The sequence below is a fragment of the Vibrio diabolicus genome (assembly GCF_011801455.1).
Classification (GTDB): domain Bacteria; phylum Pseudomonadota; class Gammaproteobacteria; order Enterobacterales; family Vibrionaceae; genus Vibrio; species Vibrio diabolicus.
This window is the reverse complement of the sequence record NZ_CP042452.1, coordinates 866,267-887,289: the sequence shown is the minus strand read 5'-3', so window position 1 is coordinate 887,289 and position 21,023 is coordinate 866,267. Positions and strand designations below refer to the sequence as shown.

The following is a 21,023-nucleotide window of genomic DNA, read 5'->3' as shown; positions in this document are numbered from 1 at the left end:
CTATTATTTGGCACCAGTAACTAATTTTATAAATCAAATAAATATGTCACTCGCAAATTAATAAAAAAGGCAAAAAAAGTCGTTATTTTGAAATAAAGATCACTAAGCCTTTGTTGACCTTGGCGTTTCATTAAAATGTCGCTTGTAATCACGACTAAACTGTGATGGGCTTGTGTACCCAACCAGTCTCGCGGCATCGTTGACTCGTCTCCCCTCCAGCTGGATCAACTCGCGCGCTTTATTAAGTCGAACTTTCTTAATGTATTGCAACGGAGATTCAAGCGTGACATTGCGAAAAGCTTGATGGAAAGCAGACACACTCATATTGGCTTCTTCTGCCAATGTTTGTACGCTCAACTGTTCATGGTACGCTTGATGAACACGATTCAGTGCTTTGGCCACTCTAGCGTAAAAGCCTTCTTGGTGTGCTAAGTCAAATAAAACATACCCTTCTTTGCTTACCAAAGTGCGATAAACAATTTCCTCAAGAAGTAGATCACCGAGCATGACAACATCCAGCTCATTACACAGCGCGCTCATTAGTCGCTTGCATGCATCCAACATACCTTCGCTCATGCGTACCGATTTAAGGCCGCAACGGGTAGCGTCCAGACACTTATTGCTGAATTTCTCAGCCTCAAGTTTTTTAACGAGCTTATGAAGAAGCGTTGGCGAAATATCTATCGAGATGCCAAGTAAAGGCTCATTGTTTGTCGCAAACGCTTCGCACTCCAGGGGCATGGGAACTCCTACGACAAGGTAATCATCGGGCCCATATTGGACAGGTGTATCACCGATATGAATGTTCTTATGTCCTTGACCTAAAACAATAATGCCAGACTGATAGACAAACGGTTGGCGATGATTTCCTTTGCTACTGCGATAAAACCATACGCCATCTATTGCGGTTTTCTTCATACCTTCTAAGTCATGCAGTCCCTGCTTTTCAACATATTGCTGCATGATATCTGCGAGAGTGTGCATTAGAGCGCTCCATCTATGACCAACGAGTTTGGTCTCTATTATTATTGTGAGCACTATACTTCCTCTCGACTTTAACTTTCTAGCACAAAAGCATCAATTTTGTAGAAATAGGCAAGATATTTGCAGAAATCGACCTGTTAACGAACGTTAATCAGGACTAATATGCACGTATTCAATCTCCTTTACTGGAAGCAAGAGGGCTAATAATGAACTTTTCTTATGTAAACCCAACCAAGATTTTCTTTGGTCAAAAACAAATCGCTGCAATCAAAGAAGCTATCCCATCCGACCAAAAAGTTTTAGTGGTATACGGCGGTGGCTCAATTAAAAAAAATGGCGTGTACGACCAAGTCTCAGAAGCACTAGAGGGACATGAATGGCTAGAGTTTTCTGGTGTTGAACCCAACCCAACCAAAGAAACGCTCGATAAAGCGGTCGCAATGGTTAAAGAACATGGTGTTGACTTTATTCTTGCTGTAGGTGGTGGTTCAGTCATTGATGGCTCTAAATACGTAGCAGCAGCATCTAAGTATGATGGTGATGGCTGGGATATCATGATTGGTAAACACCAAGTCACTGAAGCGACGCCTCTAGCTGCAATTTTGACACTGCCAGCAACAGGCTCAGAGTCAAACATGGGCGCAGTTATCACTAAAAAAGAAACTCAAGACAAACTTCCGTTCATGTCTCCAGCAGTACAGCCTAAATTTGCTGTGTTAGACCCGAATGTAATGAAAACATTGCCAGAACGCCAGCTTATCAACGGCATTGTTGACGCATGGGTGCACGTATGTGAGCAATACTTGACGCTTCCTACTGGCGCAATGGTTCAAGATGGCTATGCAGAAACACTGCTGAAAACCTTAAAAACACTCGGAGAACAGTTTGCCGAGCGAGACGACGATATGTGGCGCGCAAACTTAATGTGGTCTGCTAACCAAGCATTGAACGGGTTAATTGGTAGTGGCGTTCCACAAGACTGGGCGACACATATGATCGGCCATGAATTAACGGCTCTATGGGGCGTCGATCATGCACGTTCTCTTGCAATCGTCCAACCATCGCTACTTCGCAACCAAATGCAATTTAAACGTCCTAAGCTAGAGCAAATGGGTCGCAACGTATTTGGACTTGAAGCTGGAGACGATCTTGCTGAACGTACCATCGAAGCGATCGAAGCGTTTTATCATCAACTTGATGTCGCAACTAAGCTAGAAAACTATGGTGAAAGTCGTGAACAAGCGATCGATGCAATCATCGAACAACTCAACAAACACGGAATGACCGTTCTCGGTGAAAACCAGGCGATTACTCTTGAACGTAGTCGTGAAATTTTAGAACTCGCTGTTGCCTAACAGCAAAAACAGTTCACTGCCCTTTCTAGGGTTTAACGGTATTGTGACTTAACGGTCACAATACCGTTTTTTTATGCTATTTTGTAAGCTTCATCACGTTCAAATTCGGGAACTCCTCAAAATAACGATTAATCCCTACAAACTCATTGATCGTGTAGGTCAGTAAAGAGACAACTGTCTAGCTTTACACAAACAAAAATAAAATTGAATTCAAAGGTCTAACTTACTCATTTAATGGACCTTTTATTTGTTGTAGTTATTCACTACATTAGCTTGTCTGTTCGAGAATCCATTTTATGTGGCTAGTTGTTGTCGTATTAGCATTCATACATATCATCAGTATCCGTAAAGGTCCTAAGTGGGTCTTCTACGTATCCAAACCATTACCAGTGCTCTGTATGTTAGGGATTTTAATCCAGTCTCCTGCCTATCATATGCCATACACGCATTGGATTTTGGTTGGCTTATCGCTCTCGTTGCTTGGTGATCTACTATTAATGCTCCCTAGAGATAAGTTTATTACCGGATTAGTGCTCTTCTGCTCTGCCCATCTTTCCTATAGCTACGGTTTTACCATCATGTCCGCTTGGCATTTTACTCCTTGGCTCCCTATTGCTTTATTTGGACTCGGTGTATGTTTCTATTGGTTGTTTCGACCGGACCTTGGTCAAGAAAAGCTCCCGGTTGCCAGCTACATATTGGTATTGATGACCATGTGTTGGGCTGCTATCGAGTATTATTTGAGTGGAAAAACACAATCGTCCTCATTTGCAGTGCTCGGAAGCTTTATCTTCATCGTTTCTGGTACCGTTTTAGCTTTTGAACGCTTCGGGGGACGATCCGTATTTTCCCGACAAGTCGTCATGGTGACCTACTATTCCGCACAAACATTGATGGTAATGTCCGTTGTTGCCATCGTTGTTCGTTATCCGTATCTCAGTTGAACTGACTTATTAGTAATAGCTTTTGTGCCTAATTCTTAAAACATTACTTTATCAAACACTAAAGTGAGCAGGTTCTTAATCTTAGAACCTGAATATAAGCTTGTTCTTAATGAAATAATGCGCACAACTTGCTATTGTAGAAGGATATTTTTCCTTTATAGCGTGCCCCTTTGAAAGAGAACACTCCCGTAGTTGAATTTAGCAACGTAAACAAGTGGTATGGCGATTACCACGCTCTAAAAGATATCAACTTCTCCGTGCATTCTGGCGAGATCATCGTGGTGTGTGGCCCTTCTGGTTCAGGAAAATCAACGCTCATTCGTTGCATCAACCATCTTGAATCGATTCAAGAAGGTCAACTTCATGTGTTTGACCAGCCTTCTCATGCAAAATTTCTCAAGCCCGGTAAAATCGGCATGGTGTTCCAGCACTTCCACCTTTTTCCTCATTTGACTGTACTGGAAAACCTTACCTTAGCGCCGATTCGCACACTCAAATTGTCAAAACAAGAAGCTGAAAAACGCGCACGACATTACCTCAAGCGCGTCAATATTGAAGAACAAGCGAGCAAATACCCCATCCAGCTTTCCGGCGGTCAGCAGCAGCGCGTCGCGATTGCCCGTTCCTTATGTATGGAACCGGACTTACTCCTTTTTGACGAACCGACTTCGGCGCTTGATCCGGAAATGATCAACGAAGTGTTGGATGTCATGGTTGAACTGGCACAAAGCGGAATGACGATGATTTGCGTCACGCACGAAATGGGATTTGCCAAAAAAGTAGCGAACCGCGTGGTATTTATGGATGAAGGCCAAATTTTGGAAATGAACTCACCGACCGCCTTATTTGAAACACCACAGCATCCACGAACCCAAGCATTTTTGAACCAAATTTTAAGTTACTGATGATAGTTCGCGTAATCAAACCTGTGCTTCAAGCTTTACTGCAAATGATGCTCCTCTTCATCGCGATTGTGTGGGTGTTGGACTCTGGTGCCGATGCTATGGGCTATCAATGGCAATGGGAACGCGTACCTGATTACATCGCTTTTTATGAAGATGGCGAATGGTGGCCAGCAGAACTTATCGATGGGCTATTGGTCACGCTTAACATCTCGACTATTAGTCTATTCTTCACCTTAGTGTTGGGGTTGGTCACCGCGTTACTAAGGCTTAGCGATTCGAAAGTCGGCAATGTTATTGGCACCACTTATGTCGAGGTAATACGTAACACGCCGTTGTTGGTGCAAATCTATTTACTCTACTTCGTGTTTGGCCCCGTGATTGGTTTGGACCGATTCAACACCGCCGTTTTGGCATTGTCCCTTTTCCAAGGTGCCTACACTGCGGAAATATTCCGCGCAGGTTTAAACAGTATTCCTAAAGGGCAATTCGAAGCTGCACAAACACTCGGGTTATCACCGTTTTACACTTACAAAGACGTGATTTTGCCTCAGGTTTTACAGCGCACATTACCGCCTTTGACCAATGAAGTGGTTTCTTTGATCAAAAACTCTTCCATTGTAAGCGTGATGGCGATTTTTGATTTAACAACACAGGCACGCAACATCGTCTCTGAGACAGCGATGCCGTTTGAAATTTGGTTTACCGTGGCAGCAATTTATCTTGCTCTCACTCTATCACTTTCTGGCTTGTCTGCATGGCTAGAACACAAACTCGGAGCCAGTTGGCGCAAATTATAAGGAGATAACATGAAGTTATTCAAAGCGACCATTACTGCATTATTAGGGCTAGCCATCGCTATGCCTACTCTCGCGAAAGAAGACGTTGCCACTCCCAATGTAGATCAAATCAAAGAACGAGGCACTTTGCGCGTTGGTATGTCAACATTTGTACCTTGGGCAATGCGCAACAAGAAAGGTGAGTTAATCGGTTTTGAAATCGATGTGGCCAAACGCTTAGCACAAGATTCAGGTTTGAAAGTGGAATTTGTACCGACCGCGTGGGATGGCATTATTCCCGCACTACTGGCGAAAAAGTTCGACGTGATCATCGGTGGCATGTCGGTCACGCCCGAGCGTTCCAAAAGCGTGTTGTTTACTGAACCCTATTCACACTCCGGTGTTCAAGTAGCAGCAAATAAAAAACTGGCTTCTGGTTTTAGCGAGTTTTCGGACTTTGACTCACGACGCGTAAAAATAGCGGCCCGTCGCGGCGCATTCACCGTTCAAGTCGCCAGAGAAACCTTCCCGAAAGCGAAGATTCTGCAATTTGATGATGACGCTCAAGCGTTCCAAGAGGTGCTGAATGGTAACGCCCACGCGGTCATTGCTTCTAGCCCAAAACCAGAACATGAGACAGTGAAACACAGCGACAAGCTATTCCTTCCATTCTCTGAGCGATTATCAAAAGGTAACGAAGCCTTTGCAGTTCGCTTGGGGGAAGAAGATAAAAAAGCCTTTTTCAATAAATGGATTGAAGCAAGAACCCAAGATGGATGGTTAAAACAACGTTATGAATACTGGTTCTCGACATTAGATTGGCAAGATCAAGTCGCGCAAGGTCAGTAATCTGAGTGGCTCGTGGTCTTCGCGAGCCTATACTTTCCAATCATCCATTTTACTTTTTAATCATCTATCGGAGTCAAATTTTTGGGCGAACAAACCACCACTCGCACAGTACCCACTAATTCCAACACAGGTTCCTTTCTATCGCGGTTAAACACGCTAGATTGGGTACTGCTTATTATCTGTGGTATTGGTGGCGTTTGGCTGTACCATCGTTCCACCGTTGGTGTGCATTATTTGTGGCAATGGAAAGAGGCGTTTGAACTACTTTTTACGCCAAGAGCCGATGGTGGTTTGCCCTACTTCTTCCAAGGTTTGATTTCGACGTTAAGGCTCAGTATTTGGGGCATCAGCTTCGCGTTAGTGCTTGGCACTTTGTTAGGCCTAGCACGCTTCTCTCGCTCCGTTTGGCTGCGCACACCTGCAAACACATTTATCCAGTTGGTAAGAAACATCCCACCGTTGGTTTTTGTTTTTATTTTCTACTTTTTCATTTCTAACCAGTTGATCCCGTTACTCGGTTTGGAAGATATTCTACGAAACTATAACGGCGAACCAAATGCGCTACAGAGCTCTCTTTTTGGGCCTTATAACCTTTGGGAAAATCTTGCCTCTGGCGTGTTATGCGTCGGCCTACTCTCTTCCGCCTACGTGGCAGAAGTGGTGCGCGGTGGTTTACAAAGCATCGACCAAGGTCAGTGGGAAGCGGCGGATTCATTGGGCTTGTCTCGATGGGTGAAGTACCGATTCGTTATCGCGCCGCAAGTGCTCAAAGCCATCACCCCAGCACTTGCAGGTCAAACCATCTCTCTAGTGAAAGACACCTCTATCGTTTCACTGATCTCGATACAAGAAATGACGTTTGTTGGGACCGAGATGGCAAATTCATCAGGCTATATCTTTGAAATTTGGCTCATTGTCGGCCTTGCTTACTTTTTTATTTGTTTCGGGTTGTCACTTATTTTTCGCTACATTGAAGCAAAATCGGAATCCATTTCAAATTAACTCAACCGTATATGTAATTAGACACATTTGAACCTTCAAATCAGAATTGCATCCTGTTACATTGAAAAGATGCTAAATTTTCGGCGTTTTTCATGGAGTTAAAGAATCAATCGGACTACGAGCGATACATTAAGCAAGATAATCTTGGTGAATATTACGTAGTTCTCAATCAATTCACTTTTCACAGTGTTTATCAGCCGATTTTTGATAAGCACCAGCGTATTATTGGAATGGAAGCTCTACTGCGAATTCGTGGCATTGATGGTTCGTTAATTCGTCCTGATGTATTTCTGGCCAACAATGGCCTCGATCCCTACTTTCGATTGTGTGTTGAGTTTTTATCCAGAGCAATGCACATTCGAAATTTTGCACGCTGTTTCGCAGGAACGCCTATCAAACTGTTTCTCAATGTCATGCCTCAAACCCTACTCACCCTAACCAAAGACATGGGCTTTAAAGACAACGGCCTGCTTTACAAGCGCCTTTCCGAACTTGGTATGAGCCCATCAGACGTGGTGTTTGAAGTAGTCGAAGAATCATGCGGTGATACTGATTTACTGATCAAAGCCGTACAGTTAATGAAAGCGAATGGTTTTATCTTTGCTATCGATGATTTTGGCGCTCAACATTCTGATATCGCACGTGTTCAGCAGCTCTGCCCTGACATCATAAAAATCGATCGCTCCTATCTACTTGATTACTGCGCCGGAGAAACCTTTTCCATACATAGCGCCGTTGAGCTCGCGGCTCATATGGGAGCAAAAGTGATCATAGAAGGGGTAGAAGAAGACGTGCAGCTGCAAGCGATGTATCAACTTGATTTGGATTATTACCAAGGCTTTTACTTAGGTAAGCCTTGCGCCATTCATCACTGGACCGATAGCCTAAACATTGAGACGACACTGCATTGACACTGCCCCCTTACGATACAGTAAAACCAAAAAAGCGCCGATATATACTCGGCGCTTTTGGGTTTTGCTTGGCGATGACCTGCCTAGCTAGGTATTAATTTGCTTAGAAAAAGTCAATAGAGTTACGTCCGCTCTTCGGATCACGAGTCGCTCGCGGCTTTTCAGCTTTCTTACCTTTCTTCGCCGATTGCGAAAGCGCGTTTTGTTGTGCTTTACGCTCTTTATGCGCTGCTTTTCGGCCTGTTGACTTAGGTCCAGAGCCTTTAGCTGGCTTGCTTTGGCGAGATTTCTCTTTACGTGCAGATTGCGCTTCTTTCTTCGCTTTCTTTTCCGCTTTTTGCTCTGCCGTTTCAGGTTCGGTTACTGGCGCATCGCAAACCACAACATAATATTCTTGGTTAAACTCAAAAAAGTCACCATCATACATCTTGCGGCGCTTACGTGTTTCTAGCTCACCATTCACCGCGACGTAACCTTCTTCGATGATATGCTTTGCTTCGCCGCCACCGCTGACCAAGTTCGCGATTTTAAAAAGCTTGTACAGTTCGATCGGATGCGCATCAACGTCGATGCCAATCGCTTCGATCTCAATCTCTTCGCCTTCTAAATACTCTTCGTGGTCGTAATCTTGGGTCATGTTACTTACTCTTACTATTTGATGCCCTGAAGTTTAAACGCAATGCTTAAAAATAGAAACCTCTGCCGATGCTCAATCACTGATTAGCCTTGGCATTTGAGCACCTCTTAACCCATTTAACTTGCTGCTCGTTAGCTTGTATGTCGAGGCTTGGTTCAAACGAAGCTGCAATTACGCAGTCTGAAGGTATATACTCTTCAAGTTATTGTTGAAAAGAGCGAATACTTTGTCTCAACCAAGCAGAATTACCTTTGTCACGGCTAACTTGTTTAATTTTGTCGCACCTCCTGATGCCTACTATGATTTCGAAAACATCTACTCGTTAGAGCAATGGCAAGACAAACTTGCTTGGACGCAACGTCAAGTTGAAAAACTGGAAGGTGACGTGATTGGCGTACAAGAAGTATTCAGTATCGAGAAGACCCAGGCATTCTTTTCAACCATCGGCTACCCCTACTTTGCGACCGTTGACACCCCACATGTAGAGGATGAGTACATTTACTCAAGCCCTGTTGTGGCAATCGCATCTCGGTTTCCAATCGAAAAAGTACAAGCTGTAGAATTTGACTTAGCAACGCTTGAGCCTTTTGGAGTAAGTGTTGCTCCAGAGTTCAGTCGTAAACCTATCTATGCCCAAGTCATACATCCTGTACTCGGTCATATCGCCGTTTACGTGACGCACCTAAAATCTCAACGCCCAGCCGACTCAGAACAACCAGAAACGTCTAGCACGATTATGGGGCGCTGGTTATCCACCCAGCAAAGAGGTTGGGAAGCTGCGATGTTAAGAGACGCGATGCAAAAAAGGTATAGAAAGGAGCCAATGCCAACGGTGTTAATGGGCGATATGAATCAACCTATCACTCCAACCAGTGTTAATAGCGCATTGGTAGCCAATACTGGTGACAGCGTCACTGAGTTGCAACTCAAAGATGGATGGTCATTACAAAGTGACGCTCTGAAGGATGAACGCCCCGCTACGCATTATCATTTTTCCACTGGGAATGTGCTCGACTATATCTTGCTCTCTCAAGAGTTTGACACCTTATCAGATATATCGGTTGCCGAGGTTGTTGATTATCAGGTGTCTAACCAACATCTGATCAACCCGATTTATGACAGAGATAAAAACGCCAGCGACCACGCATTTGTGGCGCTGACGGCTGAAGTAAAGCTTTGAGTAACCTGTTTAGTGACGTTTAACAATTTTACGTGGAATCAACTCAACACCCGGTTTATAACGTTTGGCGGAAGCGTTGAGCGCTAACTCCATTGCGCTGTCCGCGATCAACTCAAATTGTTGAGGTAAAGAGTTGATTTTCACTGGCAAGAAGTCCAGCAGTCGATTATCACCAAACGTCGCTAGGCGAACTTTGCTCATGAGTTCTGGCTTTTCGAGCATCACATCCAACACACCTTCTAACAGTGTGTATGACGTTGTGACAATGGCATCTGGCAGCTCGTTCTCTCCTAGCCATCTCTCTAAGACTTTCTTGCCTTCTTCTCGGGAGAAGTGTTGTCCATAACCCACTGTTGCCGTTTTGCCACCTTGTTGAGAAGCGGATAGAAAACCGAGCTCACGCTCTTTTGAAACTTGAAGGTCTTGCAATGCGCCGATTAAGCCAATGGACTTTATATCCTCGGACAGTACTGACTGAGTGAGTTCAAGTGCGGCGTCAAAATCTTCGCTGATGACACAACAAAAGTGCTCATCATCCATTGGGCGGTCTAGCGCGATAACTGGCGTACCAGAATTTTGCAACTTAAGATAATACTCGTTTGCAGTGGGCATACCACTTGCCACAAACAACGCATCAATGCGACGACTGACTAACGCTTCCGCCACCTTTTGCTCTGTATCAGGATCATCATCAGAGCAGCCAATTAAAATTTGGTACCCTGCTTTACGCGAGTTTTGTTCAATCAGTTTTGCAAGACGCGCATAACTGGTGTTTTCTAAGTCTGGGATGATAAGCCCAAATGAGCGTGAATTACCTGCTCGCAAAGAGGACGCCGCATGATCTGGCTTATAATTGTATTCTTCTACAACGGCCATCACTTTCTTCTGAGTCTTCTCGCTAATGCGGTATTTCTGCGCTTTTCCGTTAATCACATAGCTTGCAGTTGTCTTAGAAACGCCTGCTAATTTGGCTATTTCATCCAGTGTCATATTCTAAACCTTATTCTGTGCGCGCGATCATATTAATACATCAACGATCTTTCGATAAGTTGAATTATAAGCTGAACCGATTCAGTATAAAAGCTGAAAGGATTCAGCAAAACTTAAAAATTGACGTTAATCACCTGAATACACAACAAACCAATTTGTAGGCTAGGCTATAGGACAGCACCAAAGACTCATTTGTTAACGTCAGTTTTTAAAATAGTTTTTCTGAGTCTTTTAAAAAATTTACCAATAAGCTGAATCGATTTAGCTTGAAAAATAGAATGGTTTGAGGAGTGATAAGCGCTCAGCAGAAGCAGCGTTCAACTTCTCACACAGAATACATTTTTAAATTGATACCTTAAGGCTGGAGAAGCACCATGCTTAAGCTAAATAAGAACGACATTACCCTCTCGCAATCAGCGACAGATAAGTTTGCAGCAATCAAGAATATTGCGCAAAGCCTGACAGACAAAGGCCTTGTTGAACAAGGTTATGTGGAAGGCATGCTAAACCGTGAAAACCAAAACTCTACGTTTTTGGGGAACGGTATTGCCATCCCGCACGGCACGACTGACACTCGCTCAATGGTGAAAACAACGGGTGTTGCTGTGCACCACTTTCCACAAGGTGTCGACTGGGGTGATGGTAACACGGTATTCGTCGCTATCGGCATTGCAGCTAAATCTGATGAGCACCTTGGCATTCTTAAACAGCTAACGAAAGTGCTAGGCGCTGACGGCGTAGAAGAACGCCTACGTAATGCAAAAAATGAAGACGAGATTATTGCCCTGCTCCACGGTGATGTTCAGCTTGAAGCAGACTTTGACGCTTCTTTAATTCAACTTATGTTCCCTGCGAGCGATATGCTACAAATGAGTGCTGTTGCTGGTGGTCTTTTGAAAAACACGGGCTGTGCTGATAACGAGTTCGTCGCAGATCTCGTTACCAAAACACCAACTCACTTAGGTAATGGCCTTTGGTTAATTGGCAGTGACAAACATGTAACTCGCACAGGCGTGTCATTTGTCTCGACGGCAAACGACTGCGAATATGAAGGTCAAAAAGTGCGTGCACTTGTCGCGTTTGCGGCATGTAACAATGCTCACCAGCCTATCCTAAAAACGCTTTCTAATATCGTGTTTAACAATGAGCACGGCAAGCTTTTAGATGCATCAGTAGAACAGATTCTTGCTTTGTTTAAAGGTGAAGAAGTCACAGCCGCATCCTCAGAAGAAGGCAATACCGCTGTATTTAAAATCAAAAACTCTCATGGTTTACATGCTCGTCCGGGTGCAATGTTAGTGGCGGAAGCGAAAAAATTTGAATCCACTATTCGCGTTGCCAACCTAGACGGTGATGGCAAAACAGTAAACGCGAAGAGCCTAATGAAAGTCATTGCGCTTGGCGTTAAGCACGGTCACCAACTTCAATTTACTGCGGAAGGCCCTGATGCACCGCAAGCCTTGGAGTCTATCGGGAATGCTATCGCTTCTGGCCTTGGTGAAGGTTAAGGAGCCGATATGACGAACAAAACAAGTAAAGTTGTCACTATTACGCTCAACCCGGCATTAGATTTAACAGGTTCAGTAAATGAGCTAAACGTTGGTTCCGTGAGCCTAGTGCAGCAAAGCAATCTCCATGCTGCAGGTAAAGGTGTCAACGTAGCAAAAGTGTTGAGCGATTTAGGCGCAGATGTCACGGTTACCGGCTTTCTTGGTAAAGATAACCCTGAGCTATTCCATCAGCTTTTCAATGACATCGGCGTTAAGAATGAGTTTGTAGAAGTACAAGGTGCCACTCGTATCAACGTCAAGCTCGTTGAGGCTAGTGGCAACGTTAGTGACATTAACTTCCCTGGTGTTCAAGTAACGGCTGACGAAATTGCTCGCTTTGAGGAGACGCTATTCCGTCTCGCAGAGACTCACGATTACTTTGTGCTTGCGGGTAGCTTACCTGGAGGCGTAACCGCCGAACAATGTGCTGCGTGGATAAAAGCACTGCATCAACAAGGCAAAAAGGTGTTGTTCGACAGCAGTAAAGCCGCATTGAAATCAGGTATTGAGGCTCACCCATGGTTGATTAAGCCTAACGATGAAGAACTTGGTGATTTTGTTGGCGAACACCTAGAAACGCCAGAACAATGCCAAGCCGCCGCGCAAACACTCAGTGACAAAGGCATCGAGAACATCGTGGTTTCCATGGGCGCTGACGGTGTGATGTGGCTAAACCAAGGCGAATGGCTTCGTGCACAACCCCCTCGAATGAATGTGGTAAGCACCGTTGGCGCTGGCGATACGCTAGTTGCTGGCTTGTGTTGGGGTCACATGCAACTGATGTCGAAAAACGATTTATTGCGCTTCGCTACAGCACTTTCTGCCTTGGCAGTTAGTCAAGTCGGCGTAGGGCTAACCAGTCAGGAAGAACTGGAGAACATCAAGCAGCAAACTGAAGTTAGCGAGCTTTACCCTATTACAAACTTAGAACAAAACTAAGGAACAGAAGGTTATCGTATGAATATTGCCATTATTACTGCCTGTCCGAGCGGTGTTGCAAATAGCATCCTTGCGGCAGGGTTACTAGAACAAGCAGCCGCAAAATTAACCTGGAATGCAAAAATCGAATGTCAATCAAGTGTGGTTGAACCTACACTGCTGACGGAAGCTGACGTTGAACAAGCAGAAGTCATTATCATTGCGGCAAATACTAGCGTGGATACTTCTCGTTTCGTAGGGAAAAAGGTTTACCAAGCGGAAATCAGCGAAGTAGCAAAAGACGCAACTGCGTTTCTTCAGCAAGCGGTTGAAAACGCCACTTTACTTGAAAAAGCAACCACACTTGCAGCCCCTATCACTCCTGAAGCAACATCAGCAGCGAAGAAAATTGTCGCAATCACCGCTTGTCCTACTGGCGTTGCGCATACCTTTATGGCAGCAGAAGCGCTAGAAGAAGAAGGCAAACGCCGTGGCCATCAAATCAAGGTGGAAACTCGTGGTTCAGTTGGTGCGAAAAACCAACTGACAGATCAAGACATCGCAGACGCTGATCTAGTGATCATTGCTGCCGATATCGAAGTGCCACTTGATCGCTTCAACGGCAAAAAGATGTACCGCACGAAAACAGGCCCAGCTCTGAAGAAAACAGCCGAAGAGATGGACAAAGCATTCGAGCAAGCCACGATTTACCAACATTCAGGTTCTGCAAATTCTGCTTCGGCAGCAGACGAGAAGAAAGGCGCTTACAAACACTTGATGACAGGGGTATCGCACATGCTGCCTGTGGTTGTCGCTGGTGGTTTGATCATAGCCCTATCGTTCGTGTTTGGTATTGAAGCATTTAAAGAAGAAGGCACGCTAGCAGCAGCCTTGATGAACATTGGTGGTGGCTCTGCATTCGCATTGATGATTCCTGTGCTTGCGGGTTACATCGCGTTCTCGATTGCTGACCGTCCGGGTCTGGCTCCTGGTCTTGTTGGCGGTATGCTAGCAAGTTCAACGGGTGCTGGTTTCCTAGGAGGTATCGCAGCTGGCTTCATTGCCGGTTACGCGGCGAAGCTCCTTGCGGACAAAGTAAAACTCCCACAATCGATGGAAGCGCTTAAACCAATTCTGATCATTCCATTTGTAGCAACACTGTTCACTGGCCTTGTGATGATCTACATCGTAGGTGGCCCAGTTTCAGGTATCATGAACGGCCTGACTGACTTCCTAAACAACATGGGATCTGACAGTGCAGTTCTGCTAGGTATTATCCTTGGTGCGATGATGTGTTTCGACCTAGGTGGCCCAGTCAACAAAGCCGCTTACGCATTTGGCGTCGGTCTATTGGCTTCGCAAACTTACGCGCCAATGGCAGCAATCATGGCTGCTGGTATGGTTCCTGCGCTAGGTATGGGTTTAGCGACCTTCATTGCGAAGAACAAATTTGAACAAAATGAACGTGAGGCTGGTAAAGCATCATTTGTATTGGGCCTGTGTTTCATCTCTGAAGGCGCAATTCCATTTGCCGCCAAAGATCCAATGCGTGTGATTCCATCTTGTATGGCAGGTGGCGCGCTTACTGGTGCCCTATCCATGCTGTTCGGTGCAAAATTAATGGCACCACACGGCGGTCTGTTCGTACTGTTAATCCCTAACGCCATTTCACCAGTGTTAATGTACTTAGTGGCTATCGCAGCTGGTACAGCAGTAACTGGCTTTACTTACGCTTTCTTAAAAAGCAAAGCAGAAGCCAAACAAGAAGTCGCGGCATAAACAGAATTACTCCGCTTAACAATGCCACCCTCGAATTTGGCATTCAGCACCTCCCTTTAATTCCGGTTAAGGGAGGTGTTTTTTATTCCGTAGCCGGAACGGCAACAATGTCTACTTCCCCACTGTTCATATCCACCGTCGCTTTATAAGTACTATGCGGATCACCGTAATGTTTAAAGGTGAAGTGGTATACATTGGCCGGCGTCCACAAAGTTTTCGAATCAGCGGGCATAATGTCATAGCCATCTTGCTGATAAAGCTCTGTCGCCATTACATTCGCAATTGCCGCCTGCTGGTTTGAGTCACGATCCACCTTTGGCTCCAAAGAAGGGTTACTCGGGTAAGAGTCACCGTTGTAACTCATGAGTCGATATGAGCCATTACTCCAAACGATGAAATCTTGCCAGCCATTGCTGTAACTATCTGCAAGTACAATAGGCGTGCGAGTGACAGACATTCGATTGATAACGTTCCCCTCATTATCAAACATATAAGCTGCACAACCACCGCTGCCACAGAAATAACGGTCTTGTAGCAATACAATGTGTTCTGCATTGCCATCGCTGTTTAAGTCGGCGCTACCCGATATATAACGTAGATTGTCTTGTTTGAGTGAAAGCCCCTCAGGCGCTAAAACCTTGTTATCAATCCAGTTGGAGATGACTTCAGTGCTAACGCTGTTGATTTTAGGAACGGCTTGCTTAGCCTCTTCTGTAGTCATACTGTCTGTCGTAGTACAGCCGACCAAGGTGAAAGAACCGACGAAGAAGAGTCCGTGTAATACGCGCTTGTTCATGTTATCTCGCTCTTTGATGTATCGTTCCATCAGTATACGCATGATTTGCATTGCATTCGTAAGAAAATCATTAGAATCAAGTAAATGAATGGGTTGGTGTACATTGGTAAGATCAAAAAAGCCCTGAAGAAAACCTTCAGGGCTAGGCAGGAAGCTGGCAAATAGCCAGGAGTCCCTATGCAGTGGTCGGTTTTACCCTAAACAGAATCGCAAACATTACTGGCACTACAATCAGTGTCAGTACTGTAGCAAAACCAAGACCTGCCATAATCGTTATTGCCATCGATCCAAAGAAGGCATCGAAGACGAGTGGAATCATCCCCAAGATGGTCGTCAGAGCAGCCATACTTACCGGACGAACACGACTGATCGCACTATCGACAATCGCGAGGTAAGGCTCTTTCCCTGACTCCAACTCAAGGTTAATTTGATCAAGCAACACAATACCGTTTTTCAAAATCATGCCACTTAGGCTCAGCAAACCAAGGAATGCTGTAAAGCTGAACGGCATATTAGTGGTAAGCAAACCAAAGGCAACACCAATGATCGCCAACGGCACGGTGAACCAAATGACCAACGGCTTTTTAATTGAGTTAAACAGCAAAATAGTAATGATGAACATCAACAAGTAACCCATCGGCAACGAACCAAACAGACCTTCTTGCGCATCTTTCGATGATTCATACTCACCACCCCATGTGATTTCGTAACCTTCTGGAATATGCAGTGCCATCACTTTAGGCTGCACACGCGCAAACAAGCTTGCCGCCGTGTCGTCGCTCAACACATCGTGGTCAGCGAGCACAGTTAACGTGCGCTTGCGGTCACGACGCTGAATTAGCGGCTCGCTCCAATCCAATTTAACGCCATCAATCACTTGGTCGACCGGAATATACGTTTGCAGTGATGGGCTCCAAATGGTCACGTTTTGTAGTGATTCAAAGTCCACGCGTTCTTCTTCAGGAAGGCGCGTCATAATTGGCAACGTGTGTGTACCATCACGTAAGTAACCCAACGTGCTACCACCAAACGCCATTTGCAGTGTGCTTGAAAGATCTTCTTTCGAAATGCCCAAGCGACGAGCTTTAGACTCATTGAAAACAGGCACAAGCTCCTTAGTACGCTCTCGCCAATCGTGACGAATGTTTCGGGCACCAGGGTCGGTATGAAGGATGTCTTCAACTTGCACCGCTAAATCACGTAAAACTTGCGGATCGGGACCAGTAATACGCGCTTCGATCTTAGACGCTGGTGAAGGGCCAAATTCCATCAATTTAAATTGAAATGTCGGTGCATCAAACGTCTTCGCAAGGTTAGCGTCTAACTTGTGCAACAAACCGAACATGCTCTCACGATCAGTGGCGCGAACTTGGAACTGGGCGTACGCTTCGTAGCTTTTCTCTGGCTGGTAAGTCAGAGCGAAACGCTGCAAACCCTGCCCAATTGAAGCAGAAACAAAGTCAATATCATCTTGCTGACGAATGTAGCTTTCTACCTCTTCAGCTTTTTTGATCGTTTCGCGGATGTCCGTACCTTCTGGCATCCACATATCAACGTAAAACATCGGCGTGTTCGATGGTGGGAAGAACTGCTGTTTTACATTACCAAATGCCACGACAGCACCCACTAATAGCGCGACCATGCCAGCAACCGTGAGCCAACGGAATCGCAGTGCGAATTTCAGCGATGCGCCAAATACAACAAACAGCCAACCTTTATAGGGATCTTCTTCGTTGGTATCTTGGCCCTTGTCCTCTTCTTTCAACAATAGATCTGCGAGGAATGGCGTCAGCGTAATAGCGGTAATCCAGCTCAAAAATAGTGAGAAACACAGCACCCAGAATAGAGAGCCCATGAACTCACCCGTTGCATCTTGCGACAAACCGATAGGTGCAAAAGCCGTAATCGCAATGATGGTTGCGCCAAGCAAAGGCCACTGTGTTTGCTTTACAATATCGACGGCCGCTTGAACTTTAGTGCGCCCTTTTTTTAGGCCAACCAAGATGCCTTCCACGACCACAATCGCGTTATCAACCAGCATACCCAGAGCAATAATTAACGCGCCAAGAGAAATACGGTGCAGCTCGATATTGTTGTAATTCATCAAGATGAAGGTACCGAACACCGTCAATAACAGCACGACGCCAATGATGACACCACTGCGTAAGCCCATCGTAAAAAGCAGAACGATGATAACGATCGCCACAGCCTCTGCTAGGCTAATCACAAACGCTTTAACGGACTCATCCACTTCATTGGCTTGGTTGTAAAAGTAGTTCATATCGATGCCAGCAGGCTTGATCGACTCAAGGCTCGCAAGCTCCACATCCAAACGTTCGCCAACCTCAACCACGTTCACACCTGACGCAAACGAGATACCGATATTAATTGCTTTTTGACCGTTAAAGAGTACGACGTTGCTTGGCTTCTCTTGGATACCACGAGAAATCGTTGCTACGTCTTTTAGACGAATTAGGTTCCCAGTGTCACGACCATGAATGATCAAGTTTTCTAGCGCTTCTACGGTGTTTAAGGTACCACTTGGACGAATGACAAGGCTTTCGCCATTGACCATCACTTCCCCTGCTGAAACCACATTGTTTTGTTGGTTCAACAAGCTCGCAACCACATTCATGTCTAAGTTCAGCGCGGCAAGGCGATCAAGTGAGATCTCAACGAATAGCATTTCTTGCTGATCGCCCGTGATATCCACCTTTCCTACGCCATCAACCAGCTCGATTTCACGAGTCAGGTAATCAGCATAGCGTTTTAGCTCGACATAATCGTAGTCATCGCCAGTGAGCATCAGCATCACGCCATAAACGTCACCGAAATCATCAATGATCTGCAAAGATTGTACGCCCTGAGGCAAAGTTGGTCGCAAGTCATTAATTTTACGGCGCATTTCATCCCAAATTTGCGGCAGTTCATCAGGACCATAGTCCATTTCCATACTGACCGTGATTTGAGACATACCATCAGAAGACGTAGAGGTAATTTTGTCTATATAAGGGAGTTTTCGAATCTCTTTTTCTAAAGGGTACGTCAGCTCTTCTTCAACCTCTTTCGACGTCGCGCCAGGGTATGTTGAAATGATCATGGCATCTTTAATCGTAAATGCCGGGTCTTCTAGTCGCCCAAGCTCCAAAAACGACGTTAGACCACCAACAGCAAGGATAATAATGAACAACCAGCTGATGACTTTATTTTTTATTGAGTACTCAGCAATGTTCATTATTGTTTATTCTCCACAACATCCACATGTTTACCTTCACGTAATTTACGTAGGTTTGAATTAATCAGAACGTCGCCTTGCTTAACTCCTGACGACACAATGGCTCCGTTGCCATTCACTTGGGAAATCATCACAGGCACCCGAGTGACAACGTCACCCTCTTTTTTCCATACAAAGAACTCATTCTCTTCGCTGCCCGCTTGAAGCGCCGTTACTGGAATACTGTAACCATCGATGGAGGTAATCCCCGCCTTAACCATATCGACCAGAACACTGACGCTGGTTCCCGGTAGAATCTCTGCTTTTGGCTGTGGCATCGTCAAATACATTTCGTAAGTTTGAGTTTCGGAGTTAGGCTCACTTGTGTGCTCTAAATAGTCCAAAGCAAATGTGTCACTAATGCCGGAGAAGGTTGCTCTAGGCTTGTAACTCATGTTGTCTGAATTTGGGTCCACCATAGCGAGAACATTGTCGGAAAGCTCAATACGCACGTACACCAAATCGTTTTGATATAGGTTCAACACCGGCTCCCCAACTGCCACACGTTCAAAACGCTCTTTAAAAACGCCCGACACTTTACCGGCAAACGGGGCGAATAAACGGGTGTAGTTCAATTGATTGGTGGCGTTATAGAAATTAGCCTCTGCCAACTCTTTATTAGCTGTTAGCTCATCAAGCTCGGCTTTTGAGATCATCTGACGAGCGTGTAGGTCTTCGCCGCGTTTGAGCTGACGAATCGCCAGTGTATATTGCGCTTCTGCGTCATTTACGGCTTGCTTTTCTTTGCTGTCATCCAGCTTTGCAATCATTTGGCCTTGCTTAACAACGTCGCCCGCTTTCACCAACACGTGTTGAATTTCTCCCGCGCGGCGGAATGCCATAGGCGTTTGCTCTGCTGGTACAACTATTCCTTTAAAAGCTCGATATTGGCTTTGTACCGGCGCATCCACAGAGATAGTCGACACAAAAAGCGGCTGCTCGACGACAGCTTGGTTTTCATTTTTGCAACCCGTTAAAACTGCAAGCGCAATTGCAGAGATCGTAAGTAGAGATCGTTTCATTAAATGCCTCCCTCACGAACCCAAGCTTTCACGACTTGTCCTTCGACCAGTCGTTCAACGCCAGCAACAACAACGTAATCATTGTTATCAAGCCCTGCTTTCACACCTCCAGAGGCATCAAAAGACACAGTGACTTTATTAACTTGCTGTGTGTTTCTGTCCATTACCCACACTTCGCCTTGCGTCTCTTTTTTGTTTACCCAAGCAGATTGAGGCAACGTCATCGCGTCCGATAGATGTTGTTTAGCTATGTGCACCTGCCCTGTCATACCTGTTAGCAAATTGCGATCTTCTGGTCGAGTGATGGTTACGATCGCCTCATAACTGTTGGTATCGATATTTGGCTGAGTCGAAATTTCTTTAAATTTTCCAGGGATACGTTTTCCTGGCTCGCTATCCATCGTCACCCACATATCGGAGTTTTGCAGTGACTCAAGTGATACGGATTCCGCATAACTGACTGGCAGTGTGAACGACACATCTAAGGTCGTGTTATCGATAAGATTCAGGATCTCTTGCTTCTCTGCGACCACTTGAAACGGGTTGACATAGGTGTATGACACGATGCCATCAAAAGGTGCGTGAATCTTGGTATAACTCAAATCTGTTTTGGCTTGTTCGTAGTTTGCCAATGCCGCTTTATATTGAGTTTCTTTCTGGTCGTACTCATCTGTACTAATCAGCTTTTTTCCATAAAGGTTTTTCGCGCGCTCCCATTGCGTTTTTGCTAACGCGAACTGGGCTTGAGAGGCGTCTAACGCAAGCTGAAGATCTTTAGGGTCTAACGTTGCAAGCACTTCACCTTTTTTTACCTCTTGGCCCATGCGAACAAGTAATTCATCGACCTCACCACCAACCTGAAAAGAAAGCTGTGCGCGATGTGTCGCATCAATACGCGCTAAAAAGGCATGCGAGTCTTCAACTTCTAGATCTTTCACCGCCAGTAATTTTACAGGTTTGATTAAAGGTTCAGACGGCTCGGAAATGGCTTTGTTACACCCAGTTAGCATGCCAGAGAGACTTAATGTCACCACAGCACCAACTAAAGTGCGCTTTAAATATTGTTTTCGCACCCGCTTTCTCCGTAGGCTTTATATATTACACAGTCGTGCAGTATATGCAGAATTTGAAATTGATCAACATATTTTCCA

18 protein-coding genes are annotated in these 21,023 nt (G+C 45.2%); 11 read left to right on the top strand and 7 right to left on the bottom strand.

Annotation, left to right across the window (positions count from 1 at the left end):
- Positions 1–102: 102 nt before the first annotated feature.
- A complete protein-coding gene (locus tag FR741_RS19240; RefSeq protein WP_167427479.1) occupies positions 103–984 on the bottom strand; it encodes an AraC family transcriptional regulator in 882 nt (293 codons plus the stop codon).
- Between the two features lie 206 nt (positions 985–1,190).
- Here FR741_RS19240 and FR741_RS19235 point away from each other — a divergent pair, with 206 nt between their 5' ends.
- The 7 genes from FR741_RS19235 to FR741_RS19205 all read left to right on the top strand — a co-directional run bounded on the left by FR741_RS19235 (position 1,191) and on the right by FR741_RS19205 (position 7,726).
- On the top strand, positions 1,191–2,339 hold the full coding sequence (locus FR741_RS19235) for an iron-containing alcohol dehydrogenase (RefSeq protein WP_139060991.1): 1,149 nt from the start codon (positions 1,191–1,193) through the stop codon (positions 2,337–2,339).
- Positions 2,340–2,635: 296 nt separating this feature from the next.
- Positions 2,636–3,283 (top strand): lysoplasmalogenase, encoded by a 648-nt coding sequence (locus FR741_RS19230; RefSeq protein WP_104972557.1) that lies wholly within the window; start codon positions 2,636–2,638, stop codon positions 3,281–3,283.
- A 170-nt stretch (positions 3,284–3,453) separates the two neighbouring features.
- Entirely contained in the window at positions 3,454–4,188 is a 735-nt protein-coding gene (locus FR741_RS19225; RefSeq protein ID WP_167427478.1) for an amino acid ABC transporter ATP-binding protein, read from the top strand.
- Entirely contained in the window at positions 4,188–4,985 is a 798-nt protein-coding gene (locus tag FR741_RS19220) for an amino acid ABC transporter permease (RefSeq protein WP_017447591.1), read from the top strand. Before FR741_RS19225 ends, FR741_RS19220 begins: the two co-directional genes overlap by 1 nt.
- A 9-nt stretch (positions 4,986–4,994) precedes the next feature.
- Positions 4,995–5,813 carry a transporter substrate-binding domain-containing protein gene (locus tag FR741_RS19215; protein WP_167427477.1) on the top strand — a complete coding sequence of 273 codons (819 nt, stop codon included), beginning with the start codon at positions 4,995–4,997 and terminating at the stop codon, positions 5,811–5,813.
- Positions 5,814–5,894: 81 nt separating this feature from the next.
- Entirely contained in the window at positions 5,895–6,815 is a 921-nt protein-coding gene (locus tag FR741_RS19210; protein ID WP_167427476.1) for an amino acid ABC transporter permease, read from the top strand.
- A 92-nt stretch (positions 6,816–6,907) separates the two neighbouring features.
- On the top strand, positions 6,908–7,726 hold the full coding sequence (locus tag FR741_RS19205; protein WP_167427475.1) for an EAL domain-containing protein: 819 nt from the start codon (positions 6,908–6,910) through the stop codon (positions 7,724–7,726).
- A gap of 103 nt (positions 7,727–7,829) precedes the next feature.
- Here FR741_RS19205 and FR741_RS19200 read toward each other — a convergent pair whose 3' ends face one another.
- On the bottom strand, positions 7,830–8,363 hold the full coding sequence (locus FR741_RS19200; RefSeq protein WP_167427474.1) for an RNA-binding S4 domain-containing protein: 534 nt from the start codon (positions 8,361–8,363) through the stop codon (positions 7,830–7,832).
- A 226-nt stretch (positions 8,364–8,589) separates the two neighbouring features.
- Between FR741_RS19200 and FR741_RS19195 the strand changes: the two genes are divergently transcribed.
- Positions 8,590–9,543: an endonuclease/exonuclease/phosphatase family protein gene (locus tag FR741_RS19195; protein ID WP_167427473.1), complete on the top strand. Its 954-nt coding sequence runs from the start codon at positions 8,590–8,592 to the stop codon at positions 9,541–9,543.
- 9 nt (positions 9,544–9,552) lie between these two features.
- On the opposite strand, the gene cra is transcribed toward FR741_RS19195, so the two are convergent.
- On the bottom strand, positions 9,553–10,533 hold the full coding sequence (gene cra / locus FR741_RS19190) for a catabolite repressor/activator (protein WP_167427472.1): 981 nt from the start codon (positions 10,531–10,533) through the stop codon (positions 9,553–9,555).
- A gap of 374 nt (positions 10,534–10,907) precedes the next feature.
- Between cra and fruB the strand changes: the two genes are divergently transcribed.
- Genes fruB through fruA form a run of 3 tightly spaced genes read left to right on the top strand, consistent with a single transcriptional unit; the run spans position 10,908 to position 14,780 of the window.
- Complete coding sequence (gene fruB, locus FR741_RS19185) at positions 10,908–12,041, top strand: fused PTS fructose transporter subunit IIA/HPr protein (RefSeq protein ID WP_005397987.1); 1,134 nt, start codon at positions 10,908–10,910, stop codon at positions 12,039–12,041.
- A 9-nt stretch (positions 12,042–12,050) separates the two neighbouring features.
- Positions 12,051–13,022, top strand: coding sequence for a 1-phosphofructokinase (pfkB, locus tag FR741_RS19180; protein ID WP_167427471.1), 972 nt, complete (start codon positions 12,051–12,053; stop codon positions 13,020–13,022).
- 18 nt (positions 13,023–13,040) lie between these two features.
- Entirely contained in the window at positions 13,041–14,780 is a 1,740-nt protein-coding gene (gene fruA / locus FR741_RS19175; RefSeq protein WP_167427470.1) for a PTS fructose transporter subunit IIBC, read from the top strand.
- 82 nt (positions 14,781–14,862) lie between these two features.
- On the opposite strand, the gene FR741_RS19170 is transcribed toward fruA, so the two are convergent.
- The 4 genes from FR741_RS19170 to FR741_RS19155 form a co-directional block, all read right to left on the bottom strand.
- Positions 14,863–15,576, bottom strand: a complete 714-nt coding sequence (locus FR741_RS19170) for a hypothetical protein (RefSeq protein ID WP_167427867.1) — start codon at positions 15,574–15,576, stop codon at positions 14,863–14,865.
- Positions 15,577–15,751: 175 nt separating this feature from the next.
- On the bottom strand, positions 15,752–18,811 hold the full coding sequence (locus FR741_RS19165) for an efflux RND transporter permease subunit (protein ID WP_167427469.1): 3,060 nt from the start codon (positions 18,809–18,811) through the stop codon (positions 15,752–15,754).
- Positions 18,811–19,872: an efflux RND transporter periplasmic adaptor subunit gene (locus FR741_RS19160; protein ID WP_167427468.1), complete on the bottom strand. Its 1,062-nt coding sequence runs from the start codon at positions 19,870–19,872 to the stop codon at positions 18,811–18,813. Before FR741_RS19160 ends, FR741_RS19165 begins: the two co-directional genes overlap by 1 nt.
- Positions 19,872–20,945: an efflux RND transporter periplasmic adaptor subunit gene (locus FR741_RS19155; protein WP_167427467.1), complete on the bottom strand. Its 1,074-nt coding sequence runs from the start codon at positions 20,943–20,945 to the stop codon at positions 19,872–19,874. The genes FR741_RS19160 and FR741_RS19155 overlap by 1 nt, the downstream gene beginning before the upstream one ends.
- Positions 20,946–21,023 lie beyond the last annotated feature (78 nt).